This is a genomic window from Paracraurococcus ruber, from assembly GCF_004353985.1.
Classification (GTDB): Bacteria; Pseudomonadota; Alphaproteobacteria; order Acetobacterales; family Acetobacteraceae; genus Paracraurococcus; species Paracraurococcus ruber.
In genome coordinates, this window is record NZ_SMOA01000064.1 from 16,557 (window position 1) to 29,607 (window position 13,051).

Annotated in this window: 11 protein-coding genes and 1 tRNA gene; 5 read left to right on the forward strand and 7 right to left on the reverse strand. The window is 67.9% G+C overall.

The window, feature by feature from the left end:
• Positions 1-271 precede the first annotated feature (271 nt).
• A complete protein-coding gene (locus tag E2C05_RS13830) occupies positions 272-913 on the reverse strand; it encodes a PEP-CTERM sorting domain-containing protein (RefSeq protein ID WP_133220241.1) in 642 nt (213 codons plus the stop codon).
• Positions 914-1,398: 485 nt separating this feature from the next.
• Here E2C05_RS13830 and E2C05_RS13835 point away from each other — a divergent pair, with 485 nt between their 5' ends.
• The 5 genes from E2C05_RS13835 to E2C05_RS13855 all read left to right on the forward strand — a co-directional run bounded on the left by E2C05_RS13835 (position 1,399) and on the right by E2C05_RS13855 (position 5,641).
• Positions 1,399-2,481 carry a hypothetical protein gene (locus E2C05_RS13835; protein WP_133220229.1) on the forward strand — a complete coding sequence of 361 codons (1,083 nt, stop codon included), beginning with the start codon at positions 1,399-1,401 and terminating at the stop codon, positions 2,479-2,481.
• Positions 2,482-2,578: 97 nt separating this feature from the next.
• Complete coding sequence (locus E2C05_RS13840) at positions 2,579-2,806, forward strand: helix-turn-helix domain-containing protein (protein ID WP_133220230.1); 228 nt, start codon at positions 2,579-2,581, stop codon at positions 2,804-2,806.
• A gap of 198 nt (positions 2,807-3,004) precedes the next feature.
• Positions 3,005-3,283 (forward strand): hypothetical protein, encoded by a 279-nt coding sequence (locus tag E2C05_RS13845; RefSeq protein WP_133220231.1) that lies wholly within the window; start codon positions 3,005-3,007, stop codon positions 3,281-3,283.
• The gene (locus E2C05_RS34640; RefSeq protein WP_133220232.1) at positions 3,280-4,173 is read left to right on the forward strand and encodes a DUF7146 domain-containing protein; all 894 of its coding nucleotides are present in this window, start codon (positions 3,280-3,282) and stop codon (positions 4,171-4,173) included. Before E2C05_RS13845 ends, E2C05_RS34640 begins: the two co-directional genes overlap by 4 nt.
• A gap of 142 nt (positions 4,174-4,315) precedes the next feature.
• Positions 4,316-5,641 carry a YfjI family protein gene (locus E2C05_RS13855; protein WP_240046731.1) on the forward strand — a complete coding sequence of 442 codons (1,326 nt, stop codon included), beginning with the start codon at positions 4,316-4,318 and terminating at the stop codon, positions 5,639-5,641.
• Positions 5,642-6,210: 569 nt separating this feature from the next.
• On the opposite strand, the gene E2C05_RS13860 is transcribed toward E2C05_RS13855, so the two are convergent.
• The 6 genes from E2C05_RS13860 to E2C05_RS13885 form a co-directional block, all read right to left on the reverse strand.
• A complete protein-coding gene (locus E2C05_RS13860; RefSeq protein ID WP_133220234.1) occupies positions 6,211-6,441 on the reverse strand; it encodes a hypothetical protein in 231 nt (76 codons plus the stop codon).
• A gap of 721 nt (positions 6,442-7,162) precedes the next feature.
• Positions 7,163-7,238: transfer RNA gene (locus E2C05_RS13865), tRNA-Glu, on the reverse strand.
• Between the two features lie 36 nt (positions 7,239-7,274).
• Positions 7,275-9,077, reverse strand: coding sequence for a single-stranded-DNA-specific exonuclease RecJ (gene recJ, locus E2C05_RS13870; RefSeq protein ID WP_133220235.1), 1,803 nt, complete (start codon positions 9,075-9,077; stop codon positions 7,275-7,277).
• Positions 9,078-9,100: 23 nt separating this feature from the next.
• Entirely contained in the window at positions 9,101-10,093 is a 993-nt protein-coding gene (gene glpX, locus E2C05_RS13875; protein WP_133220236.1) for a class II fructose-bisphosphatase, read from the reverse strand.
• A gap of 183 nt (positions 10,094-10,276) precedes the next feature.
• Positions 10,277-11,623, reverse strand: a complete 1,347-nt coding sequence (locus E2C05_RS13880; protein ID WP_133220237.1) for a homoserine dehydrogenase — start codon at positions 11,621-11,623, stop codon at positions 10,277-10,279.
• Positions 11,620-12,843, reverse strand: coding sequence for an LL-diaminopimelate aminotransferase (locus E2C05_RS13885; protein WP_133220238.1), 1,224 nt, complete (start codon positions 12,841-12,843; stop codon positions 11,620-11,622). The genes E2C05_RS13880 and E2C05_RS13885 overlap by 4 nt, the downstream gene beginning before the upstream one ends.
• Positions 12,844-13,051 lie beyond the last annotated feature (208 nt).

Consider the following 13,051-nt stretch of genomic DNA (forward strand, 5'->3'; position numbering starts at 1 on the left):
GGCACCCTACATAAAGCACCTAAGTCACCGAAACGGGGAGCCCGCTCACAGACGCGGCGCGAAGCTGGCGAAGCGGCGGAGAATGATGGAGGCATGGGCTGCCTACTGCGCCCGGCCTGCCGTGGCAGCCAACACGAAGGTAATCGCGCTCAACGCGACGACGTACTGATCCAACACGCCTTCGGCAACACTTGTCGGAACGTGTAAGGAAAGGGCCCGGCGGGTTGCCGCCGGGCCAATGGTAGTCCAGCAAGACTCGGCCCCGTTTGGCTCAGGCCGCCTTCCGCCGGCTCCGGGCAAAGCCCAGCCCAAGCAGACCGGCGCCCAGCAGGGCGATGGACGCAGGCTCCGGCACGGCCGGAACAGCGCCCGTGTTGCCGACCTGCACCTGCGTGATGCCGGCCAGATTGCCCACGCCGTTATCCGCGATGATTTGGAAGCCAGTGAAGTACTCGCCGCCAGAGGCAATGAAGCCCTTGAACTGCAGCTGTCCCGCAGCAGAGTTGACGATGCTCTCCCCGGCGAACGTGTAGCTGGTCAGATTCGTAGTCAGAACAAAAGTGACCGGGCTCGCAGTCGAGATGCCGATCAGGAAACCGAACATGTCGTACTTCGGAGCGGAAGCGATGGTCCCGTCGATTGGCGTCCAATAGTTGTTGCCAATGAGCGTCTGCGTCGTCGTATAGCCCGTGTTCGACCCCCAAGTCAGATTGTCGGCAGAAGCATAGGTCACATCGCCACGGGTGAACGGATTACCCGGGGAGCCGAAACCGGTGCCGAAATCGTTGAAGGTGGAGTTGAATGCAACTGCACCGGATGCGCTGAAGAGCATCTGGGAGTTAACTTCGCTGACGCCTGCAAACGCGGGGGTCGAAAGCATTGCAACGGAGGCGAGAAGAACAAGCCGCTTCATCGTTTTCTCTTTCAAGACAAGTCCACGCATCACCCAGAGCAACGACTGTGCCAAAGAAATCTCGCAGCAAATTCAATGTTTTGGGATGCAACTTTCCGAAATACATGCACCGGACGTAAATTTCTCCGACGGTTACAACTTTGATGCGTGCCGTTCAGGACTGGCATTCTCACTTAGCGCCTCGACATGGATAGCGCGCAGCGCCCTCTGGGGCCGGTGTAGACGTGGGGATACCGGCACAGCCTCCATGGTGACGACGACGGAGTAGGCCACAGGCTGTGGCTTGGTGAAAACAGAGACCCGGACAGGCACCCCACCTAACGCACCTAAGCCACCTAATCGGGCTGCTGCGGAATCCATCTCATTCCGGCGCATCACCGGCTATGCTGTAGCTGCCGGGCTTGGTTCGTTTGCCAACAGCCCGACACTTTGGCTGTTCAACGCTGTAAGTCATGCAACGGCGCCGAGTGGATGGAGACGCGTATTTGGATCGATCACTGTTGCCCGCAGATGTAACCTTGTACGCACCTCTGGGTTGGGAACCCATTGACTGTGCGCTGGCCTGGATCGCTTTTGGCACCGCACTCCCCAGTCATGAATGGGACAGGACCCTCTACCCGGGTTTCTCAGATGGACTTGCGTTAAGCGAATCTTTGAAGCGCCTCAAACAAGTAAGCTACAAGCGATCCAAAGAGGACTTAGTTTTTCTCACGGAAGATCAATGGAATGAAAGCAACAAGGTGAGTGAGCTTCCACAAACCCTTGGAGCTTTTGTTGATACGCAAACTCGAACGTTCATTTTTTCTCTCAGACGGCGGGCGCATCGTCTGGGACAAAATATTCTTTACGATTACCCTGTCGATCGAGATTCACGAATCTCACGTATCGGCGCGGAAATCTTGCGCCGCATGCTTATCAGGAAATGCCAACGGAATCCGCTCTGGTCAAAAAAGGTCGGCGTTGGTGCAATCGTTGCATATGAGAAAGCGTTTTGGGAGTTGTGTCGAGCTTTAGGCTCAAAGAAAATCTCTGCCTATGGTTGGCAATCGAATAAATGGCTGCTTTCAGCGACCATCTCCGAACCGCGCACCAAAATTCCAAATGAGATTTTCAACGCACCAGTTTCGTTTGATAGATTTTGGGACTTGATTCCAGTCACAAAATCCGATCGCATTTTCGACAGTCGAAAAACCAACGTTCGATTGCACAGCCAAGATTATGAGCCGCTTTTTAGTCAAATACTAATTCCTTCTGATGAACTGCTTTCGGTCTGGCCGGCCCCTCCCTCTGATAAAGTAGACTCCCGCCCAGAGGTATCTACTCCCGCCACACTGCGCGGTACCGATGGGCCACGCAGCCTTGGCGGTCGGCCGCCGCGCCATGATTGGAAGCCGTTCAACCAGGAAGTAGTCGCACGCCTCGCGTTGGATGCAGGCGACCTTAAACGCGGCGAACTGTACGAGCATATGAAGCGCTGGGCGCTCGACAACATGGACACAACGCCAGATGACCGTACTGTCGAGAAGATGGTGGCCGAGCTGTTAAGACCCGGCGTAATCCCCGACTGAGTTACGCCGGAAGCGTTTCGCCGGTTCCGCCGTGCACCGACCCCCGCCGTCTGAGATAGCGGCGTGAAAGACGCATCCCGCGTCTTGGAGGCGCATGATGTTGCAGACTGGAGGAACTCTGGCTCAGGCACCTTGCCTGCGGGCGCGGCTCGAACGGACCGAACCGCTATCTCACACACTCAATGACGCGGCGCGCATCACCGGCCTGTCGCGCAGCACCCTCTACCGCCACGCCGCAGCGGGCCGGCTGCGCCTGCTGAAGTGCGGCGGCCGGACGCTGGTGGACGCGGCGAGCCTGCGGGCGCTGGTGGGGGTGGATGCATGATCCCCACCGCATCGCGCACGCGGACCGCCGCCGCGCTGCATCCAGTGACCCGTGAAACGCAAACCGCCGGGGCCTGATGGCGCCCGGCGGCGATGCGTGACTGCGGCAACTGCGGACTACTTCGACACCCGCTGTATACCAAAGTCGCGCGTCTCGCGCCAGCGCCGTCGCTCCGGTCCGACAGAGGACCGAAGGCCGATGACCTATTGCGCCACCTGCGGCCGGCAGCATCCCTCGCGCCGCGTGAAGCTGATTGCCTCGCTACCCTGGGAAACACTGCCGCTGGGTGCATGGCAGTCGCCTCCGCCCCGCCCTGCATCCCGCACAGTCCCGCCTATCCTGCTGCTGCACGATTGCCCGAACGAGGATGGCGAGCCGCGCGCCGGCTACTACCACCCGGACGAAAGGCGGCTGCGGCTCTGCGCCAGCATTTCTGAGGCACATGCCGAGGTGAACCGCATCTGGGGCGGTCGATGATCGGCGCCCGCGACCTCGCCGCGCGTCTCGGTTTGCGCGCCGTCCGGCAGCGCAGCGAGTGGCGCGGCGACTGCCCGAGCTGCGGCTACGGAGCCAGCCTGGCCGTCAAGGAAAAGGACGGGCGGGCGCTGTGGTGGTGCGCTGCCTGTCAGGACGGCGAGGCCGTCAGGGTGGCGCTGTGGCGGGCGCTGGGGCGGGGCGGCACGCCACCCTCAACGCAGCGGCACACCGACAACACGACGCCACCAGCGGCCAGGAAAACCGCCCTGGCGCGCGCCTTGTGGGATCGGGCGCTGCCGCCGCCTGGCACCATCGCGGAACGCTACCTCGCCGCCCGCGGATTGCCGGCGGTGCGGTCCGATGAATTGCGCTACCTGCCGGACGCGCCGCACCCCAGCGGCAAGCGGCTGCCGGCCATGCTCGCCGCGATCCGCAACCCGCTGTCCGGCGACCTGCAAGCCGTTCATCGGACCTACCTGCGGCCGGACGGCAGCGGCAAGGCGGCGGAGGAACCGGCCAAGGCAAGTCTCGGGCCTGTGGCGGGCGGTGTGGTCATGCTGGCGGAACCGCGCGAGGGCGAGCCGCTGGTGATTGGGGAGGGCATCGAAACTGCCCTCTCCGCCGCGGTGCTGATCGGTGGCGCGGCCTGGTCCGCTGTCTCCGCCGGCAACCTGGCAGCACTCCGACTCCCTGCTGTGACGCTTGCCCCGCTGGTGGTGATCGCCGCTGATCCCGACCCGCCCGGCCAGCATGCCGCCCATGCTGCCGCCCGGCGCTGGCGTGTCGAGGGCCGATCCGTGCGGATCGCCACGCCTGACATTCCCGGCTTCGACTTCAACGATCTGCTGTGCGCCCGCAACGCGGCGCAGGAGACCCACCATGCCCCGTGATGGCTTTACCATCCTCGACGCACCCGCGACCGAGAAGCGCCCGCTGTATCGCGCGCTGCCGCCGGCCCCCTACTTCCCTGTTGAGGCGCTGGGGCCGCTGCGCGACGCCGCGGAGGCCGTGCATATGCTGACGCAGGCGCCAATGGCGATCTGCGCGCAATCCGTCCTGGCCGCCGCGACCTTGGCCGCACAGGCGCAACGCGATGTGGAGTTGCCCGGCGGGGGCCGGAAGCCGTTGACGGAGTTGTTCGTCAGCGTCGCGGATAGCGGCGAGCGGAAATCCAGCGTGGATCGCCTGGCGCTGGCAGCCGTCCACCGGGTTGAGGCGGAATGGCGGGAAAGAGCCGAAACCGAGCGCGCCGCCTATGCCAACGACCTGGCCGCCTGGAAGGAGGTGCGGGAACAGGCCAAGAAGGTCCACAAGAAGGACCGCGCCGCGATGCGCGCTGCGCTGGATGCCACCGGACCGGAGCCGAAGGCGCCACCACATGCGACCTTGCTGGTGGACAACATCACGCCCGAAGGGGTTGAGCGGCACTTGGCCGAAGGCCGGCCCTGGTGCGGCATCTTCACGGCGGAGGGTGGCGTGCTGATCGGTGGACACGCCTTCAACGACGAGAGTCGCATGCGAACCGGCGCGCTGCTGAACAAGCTATGGGACGGCGAGACGATCCGCCGCACCAGGGCGCTCACTGGCACCACCTCCCTGCCCGGCCGGCGGTGCAGCGCGCATGTGATGATGCAGCCGACCGTGGCGGAGAAGCTGTTCGGCGATACGATGCTGGACGGCATCGGCACGCTGGCACGGACCCTGCTGGTTGCGCCGGAAAGCACTGCCGGGACGCGCCAATGGCGGGACGCGCCCGCGGAGTGCGCGACCGTCCTGGCGGAGTACGGACGTACCCTGGATTACCTGTTGAAGCGCCCGCCCGTGACCGCGGCCGGCTCGCCTGACGCGCTGGACCCGCCGCCCATGCGGTTGACCGTGGAAGCGCGGGAGCTGTGGATCGCCTTCCATGACGAGGCGGAGAACGCCATCGGCCAGGATGGTCCCTGGCGCACCATCAAGGCGTTCGGCGCGAAAGCGGCAGAGCATGCCGGCCGGCTTGCCGCGGTGCTGGCGCTCTATGCCGATCCTGACGCGATGGACGTGCCCGGCGACGCCATGGCGGGCGGGATCGTGCTGGCCCGGCACTACGCCGTGGAACTGCTCCGCTTGCAGGGTGCCGCCGCCGTCTCGCCCGACCTACGGCTAGCGCAGCGGTTGCTGGACTGGTGGCAGGCGCGGCCCGATCCGCGTCTCCACCTCGCCGCCATCTATCAGCGGGGCTTGAACGCGCTGGGGGATGCCGGAACGGCCCGGCGCATCGTCGGCATGCTGGAGGAACACGGCCACATCACGCGGCTGCCGGAAGGCGTGGAGATCGAGGGCGCGGCGCGGCGGGAAGCCTGGACCCTGGTGCCGTGACCGGGCCGATGCGCCGGTTGTACGCGCGACGGCAGACTTCACGCGCCAGGGTGCGCCCTACCTAACCCGGCTAATGCATCTAACCAGCCGACGCTGGCGGCCAGCGGGTTAGGTACCCTAGGTGGATTAGGTGGGGGGCACCCTGGAGAGTACGTTTTCGGATGTGCGGCTGCCCTGCCGATGCATGAGCCGGAAGCGATTATCGCGGTGCACGGCCTGGCCCGCAAAAATAGCGATGAGGCTACCAAAGGTTGGCGATCCGAGACGAACTATCCACCGTTGCCTCCAAGGTCGCCTCCTGTTTCGCCGCTGCCCCAGGTGGTGCCGGTTATTTCCGGTCGCTCACGTTCGGGGTTCCGGTGCGCCTCGACTAGCGCCGCACGCACAACCGCTATCACGGGGATGACTAACGATAAAACGATCAAAGACTGAAGGACCGTCATTGTTGGGCTCTGTCAGGAATGCACCTGACGAGCCTACGGCGGCGGACGGTTCGGGCGCTAGAGAATACGGCCTAGGCAACCGAATAAGATGACCTGCAAGACAGAGACATGGATTGGTCTGCAACTTCATTCGGCTGCGGGATCTGTGGCGCGCGATGCTGTCAAAAACACATCCTCGACGGTCCGCTTGGCATCGTACATGTCGAGCGAGATTCCAGACGCAATGTTAAGATCGGCGTGCGAGACGGTCCAAAACCATGAGTTGTCCTGACCTATCACAGCGAGGCGATAGCCATTGACCAATGCCACACGGGCTATCGTTTGGCCGACGCGCAGCTCCGCCCATTCGATCCGCATCTTAAATGATTTCGTTGATGGTTTCTTACGATAAACTTTCTCTGGCCGGCGGCATAGGAGATCATGGAGCTAAACTGCCGTTTCGACTGTTACAAAATGTTACTGAACGTGCGGCGAGACGCTCGCCCAGGATGATCGGAGCGCATGTTTTCCACTATCGCAACAGTTTTCAGTCCCGGCGCCTATCTGCACTGAGGCAGAAGTCCAAGGCATGGGACGAGAACGGGCAACAACTGCCCACCAAACTACTGCATCGCCTTGCAGGCTTCGCCAGCCGAGAGGCATGAGCCTCACTTTGAGTCGCCACTAACTGCCAGCCGCACCGGCTGCCCGCCGCCGACATACCTCGGCGCACCAAGCTGCGGGTTGTCCGCCAGCGCGGCCGTGACGGGCGGCTCGCCGCATCGCTAACATCGCATCCTAGCGACCAAGGCCGACGCCCTGACCTGCGGACCGAAGCGGCGAGCGAGCAATCGGCAAGGGAACATGGTGGTCCGACCGCAGATGCGGTGGACCTCCAACCACCAGCTATCCAGCGCGGCTAGGGTGTCCAGGGGCGGTGGCATGACGCCAAGCCTAGCCAGGAGAACGGAAAAAGAACCCGATTCATGCTGTCGTGAGCTGTTTCACCACAGCGCGGGCGGCGTGTGGGGGTCGATGTGGGGGATAAATGCAGCCGGCAGAGAAAAACGGCCTAAATCATATGCTTAAGCGGGGGAAATGGCGTCCCCAACGGGATTCGAACCCGTGCTGCCAACGTGAAAGGCTGGTGTCCTAGGCCTCTAGACGATGGGGACTGCGCGGGGTCGGAGTAGGCGCCGCGGCGGCCCGGGTCAAGTGCCGGGCGGCACCGGGGCCGCATCGACCACATGCAGGCAGGCGCTGACCTCGTCGTTCCAGCGTTCCGCCCGCAACTGGCCGCACAGGTGCATCGGCGCCCCGGTCCGGGCCAGCAGCGCCTCGGCCAGCGGGCCGTCTTTGGCGCGGAAGCAGATGGATTTCAGCCGCCCGCCCCCCTCCCCTTCCAGGAAGGCGCGGATGGTGTTGCCCTCCTTCCCCACCCGGTCGGCGCGGACCACCCGGGCGCGGGGGATGGCGAAGACCGGCTCCTCGTTGCCGGCGCCGAAGGGCGACAGGCGCTCCACCTGCTGCGCGAGCGCCGCGGTGGCGGCCGGGACCAGCACGGTGCCGTCCACCACCAGGTCGGCGGCGCCTGGCAAGCCGCCCGCCGGCGCCAGGCGGTCATCCAGGAAGGCATGCAGTTCCGTCAGGCGTTCCACCCGCAGGCTGAAGCCGGCGGCCATGGCATGGCCGCCGCCGGTCTCCAGCAGGCCCGATTGCCGCGCCGCGATCACCGCGCCGCCCAGGTCGATGCCCGGCACCGACCGGCCGGAGCCCTTGGCCAGCCCGTCCGCCACGCCGGCGACGCAGGCCGGGCGGTTGAACTTCTCCTTCACCCGGCCGGCGACGATGCCGACCACGCCGGGGTGCCAGCCATCGCCCGAGACCAGCAGGACGGCATGGCCGGCGGCATGCTGCGCCTCGGCCTGGGCGAAGGCCGCGCCCAGCACCTCGGCCTCCACCTCCTGCCGGCGGCGGTTCACCGCATCCAGCCGCTCGGCCATGGCGCGCGCCTCCACCGGGTCGTCGCAGAGCAGCAGGCGCAGGCCGAGATCCGGCTCGTCGATTCGCCCGCCGGCATTGATCCGCGGCCCGAGCACGAAGCCGAGCGAATGGGCCGAGGGCAGGTCGCGCACCAGCCCGACCTCCAGCAGCGCGGCGACGCCGGCATGCTGGCGCTTCGCCATCACCTTCAGCCCCTGGGCGACCAGGGCGCGGTTCACGCCGGTCAGCGGCATGACGTCGCAGACGGTGGCCAGCGCCACCAGGTCCAGCAGGTCCATCAGCGGCGGCTCCGGCCGGCGCTGGAAGAAGCCTTCCCGCCGCAGCACCCGGTGCAGCGCGACCGCGGCCATGAAGGTGACGGCCCCGGCGCAGAGCTGCCGCAGGCCGGACTCGCAATCCAGCCGGTTCGGGTTCACCGCCGCGGCGACGCGCGGCACCGGGCCTTCCGCCTTGTGGTGGTCCAGCACGATGATGTCGGCCTGGCCGCGCGCCGCCTCCAGCGCGTCATGCGCCGCGATGCCGCAGTCGACGCAGACGATCAGCGTCGCGCCGCGGGCGCACAGCTCCCGCATCGCCGGCGCGTTCGGGCCGTAGCCCTCGGTCAGCCGGTGCGGGACGTAGTGGGAGACGTCGCAGCCCAGCTGCCGCAGCACGCGCACCATCAGCGCGCTGGCGCAGGCGCCGTCCACGTCGTAGTCGCCGAAGACCGCGACCGTCTCGCCCTCACGCACCGCGCTGGCCAGGCGGGACGCGGCGGCGTCCATGTCCCGCAGCACCGACGGGTCCGGCAGCAGGGCGCGCAAGGTCGGCTCGAGGAAGTCCTGCACCGCCTCCAGCCCGATGCCGCGGGCGGCCAGCAGCCGCCCGACCAGTTCCGGCAGGTCCGCCCGCTGCGCGATGGCGAGGCCGAGGCGGGCATCCCCGTCCCGCCGCACCCAGCGCCGCCCGGTCACGCTGCGCGCGATGCCCAGGACGGCGTCCGCCGCGACCGGCGGCGGCCCGATATCCACCTTCCCTCCCCCCGGGCCGGGCGTCAGGCGACGAAGGCCGCGGGCTTGCGGGCGAAATTGTGGTGCGCCTCCACGTAGCGCACCGTGCCGGACTTGCTGCGCATGACGATGGAATGCGTCATGGCGCCGCCGGCGCTGCGCTGCACGCCGCGCAGCATCGGCCCGCCGGTCACGCCCGTGGCGGCGAACATGACATTGCCGCGCGCCATCTCGTAGATGCCGTAGATGCGCTTGGGGTCGGTCACGCCCATCTCCCGCGCCCGGGACACCTGCTCCTCGTTCTCGAACATCAGCCGGCCCTGCATCTGGCCGCCGATGCAGCGCAGCGCGGCCGCCGCCAGGACGCCTTCCGGCGCGCCGCCGCTGCCCATGTAGATGTCGACGCCGGTGCTGGGCTGGGAGACGGCGATGACGCCGGCCACGTCGCCATCGCCCAGCAGCATGATGCGGGCGCCGGCCTTGCGGCAGGCGGCGATCATGTCCTGGTGGCGGTCGCGGTCCAGCGTGCAGACCAGCAGGTCGCCGATGTCGCATTTCTTGGCCCGCGCCAGTTCGCGCAGGTTCTCCTCCGGCCTGGCGTCCAGGTGGACGATGCCTTCCGGCAGGCCGGGGCCGACCGCGACCTTGTCCATGTAGATGTCGGGGGCGTGCAGGAAGCCGCCGCGCTCGGCCAGCGCCACGGTGGCGATGGCGTTGGGCCCGCCCTTGGCGGTGATGGAGGTGCCTTCCAGCGGGTCGACGGCGATGTCCACCTCGGGCCCGCCCAGGCCGATCTTCTCGCCGATGTAGAGCATCGGCGCCTCGTCCATCTCGCCCTCGCCGATCACCACGGTGCCGCTGATGGCGACGGTGTCGAAGGCCTTGCGCATGGCGTCCACGGCGGCGCCGTCGGCGGCGTTCTTGTCGCCGCGGCCGATCCAGCGGGAGGCGGCGAGCGCCGCGGCCTCGGTCACGCGCACGAGTTCGAGCGCGAGGTTGCGGTCGACCAGCAGGGTCGACGCGTCGTAGTCCGCCATGTGAGCCTCCGTCCGATTGGCCGGCAGACTACACGGGCGGCGCGGCGGCCGGAAGTCGGCGGGGCGGCCCCGGGGGCCGGCGCCGGGACCGGGCGCCCGACACCCTTGCCTGCACCCGGGGCCCCGGGCAGGGTCGCCTTCGACACGGTCGAAGGCGCGTCCCTACGCCGTCCCTGGCTTAGGTCAGAGCGGCTCGATGCGGATCAGCGCCGGCTTCTCCAGCACCGATCCGAGCGCCGCGATGCGCGCCAGCGCGGCGCGCATCTGCGCCTCCTCGCAATCATGCGTGGTCATCACCACCGGCACCGCCTCGCCCGGGGCGCGGCCGCGCTGCAGCATCGCCTCCAGGCTGATGGCGTGGTCGCGCAGGATGCCTGTGACATCGGCGATCACCCCCGGCCGATCCAGCACCATCAGCCGCAGGTAGTAGGCGCCGGTGTGCTTCTCCATCGGCACCGCCGGCACCGCATCCAGCGTGCCGCCCGCCGCTCCCCAGACCGGCGTGTGCCGCCCGCGGGCGATGTCGATCAGGTCGGCCACCACCGCGCTGGCGGTCGGGCCGGCCCCGGCGCCGCGGCCTTCGAGCATCACCCGGCCGACGAAGTCGCCTTCCGCCACCACGGCGTTGAAAACGCCATCGACCCGGGCGATCGGCGCCGCGGCCGGCACCATGCAGGGATGCACGCGGGTGGAGATCCCCGCCTCGGTCCGCGCCGCCAGGCCCAGCAGCTTGATGCGGTAGCCAAGCTCCTCGGCCAGCGCGATGTCGAGCGCGCTGACTTCCCGGATGCCTTCCACATGCACCGCGGCGAAGTCGACGGGCCGGCCGAAGGCCAGCGCGGCCAGGATCGCCAGCTTGTGCGCCGCATCCACGCCGTCGATGTCGAAGGACGGGTCGGCCTCGGCGTAGCCCAGCGCCTGGGCCTCGGCCAGCACCTCGGCGAATTCGCGCTTGTGCTCGCGCATCACCGTCAGGATGTAGTTGCAGGTGCCGTTCAGGATGCCGGCGACGCGCTTCAGCCGGTTCGCCGCCAGGCCTTCCCGCAGCGCCTTGATGGCCGGGATGCCGCCGGCCACCGCCGCCTCGAAGGCCAGCGGCACGCCCAGCGCCTCGGCCAGTTCCGCGATGGCGGCGCCATGCACCGCCAGCAGCGCCTTGTTGGCGGTGACCACCGGCTTGCCGGCGCGCAGCGCCGCCTCGACCAACGCCCTGGCCGGCCCGTCGCTGCCGCCGATCAGCTCCACCACCACATCCGTGCCCGGATCGGCCGCCAATGCCACCGGGTCGTCGTACCAGCGCAGCGCGCCGAGCGGCACGCCGCGGTCGCGGGTGCGGTCGCGGGCGGAGACGGCGCCGACCACCAGCGGCCGCCCGGCCCGCGCCGCCACCAGCCCGGCATTGTCGGTGAGCAGCTTGAGCACGCCGGCGCCGACCGTGCCCAGGCCGGCGACCGCGATCGATAGAGGCTGACCATCGAGGCGCGGCCGGTTCACGCTCCGGTCCGGCGCTGCACGATCGGGCGCGGTCATGCCGACACCGCTTCTTTCTCGGCGATCTCGGCGGGGCCGAGATTGTCGCCCTGCAGGAAGCCGCGGATGCCGCGTAGCGCCTGGCGGATGCGGTGGCTGTTCTCCACCAGGGCGATGCGGACATGGCCGTCGCCATGCTCCCCGAAGCCGAGGCCGGGGGCGACCGCCACCTTGGCGCGGGCCAGCAGCAGCTTGGAGAACTCGATGCTGCCGAGATGGCGGAATTTCTCCGGGATCGGCGCCCAGACGAACATGGAGCCCTCGGGCGAGGGCACCTCCCACCCCGCCTGGCGCAGCCCCTTCACCAGCAGGTCGCGGCGTTCCCGGTAGAGCTTGCGCATCTCGGCGACCGTGTCCTGCGGGCCGTTCAGCGCCGCCGTGGCCGCCACCTGGATCGGCGTGAAGGCGCCGTAGTCCAGGTAGCTCTTCACCCGCGCAAGCGCCGCGATCAGCCGCGGGTTGCCGGCGGCGAAGCCCATGCGCCAGCCCGGCATGTTGTAGGTCTTGGACATGGAGGTGAACTCGACCGTGATGTCCTTCGCCCCCTCGACCTCCAGCACCGAGGGCGGCGGCACGTCGCCGAAATACAGCTCGGCATAGGCAAGGTCCGACAGGATGAAGAGCTCGTGCCGGCGGCAGAGCGCCACCAGCTCCCGGTAGAACTCGATCGAGGCGAGATGGGCCGTCGGGTTGGACGGGAAGTTGACGATGACGGCGGTCGGCTTCGGCACCGAGTGGCGCACCGCCCGGTCGATCGCCGCCAGCATCTCGTCATCCGGCGTGCAGGGCAGGCTGCGGGCGGTGGCGCCGGCGATGATGAAGCCGAATTGGTGGATCGGGTAGGACGGGTTGGGCACCAGGATGGTGTCGCCGGGGGAGGAGATGGCCTGCGCCAGGTTGGCCAGCCCTTCCTTGGACCCGAGGGTGGCCACCACCTCCGTCTCCGGGTCCAGCGCCACCCCGAAGCGGCGGGCATAGTAGCCGGCCAGGGCCTTCCGGAGCCCGGGGATGCCCTTCGACATGGAATAGCGGTGGGTGCGCGGGTCCTGCACCGCCTCGACCAGCTTGGCGACGATATGCGGCGGCGTCGGGCTGTCGGGGTTGCCCATGCCGAGGTCCACGATGTCCTCTGCCGCGCCCCGCGCCTTCGCCTTCGCCGCGTTCACCTCGGCGAAGACATAGGGGGGCAGGCGGCGGATGCGGTGGAATTCCTCGGTCATCGTCTGGATCCGTGTGCATGGGCCGCGCCGTCCGGGCGGGCGCGGTCCGCCCCTATAGAGCCGTTTGCGCCGCGGCGTGAGCGCGAACTGCGCCGGCCGCCCGGCAGGCGGCCGCTACAGCCGCGGCGCGGCCGGCGGCGCGCCCAGCAATTCCGGCGGCGGGGCGGCCGGCGCCCGGTCCGGCATCTCCGGCAGCGGTCCCGGGCCG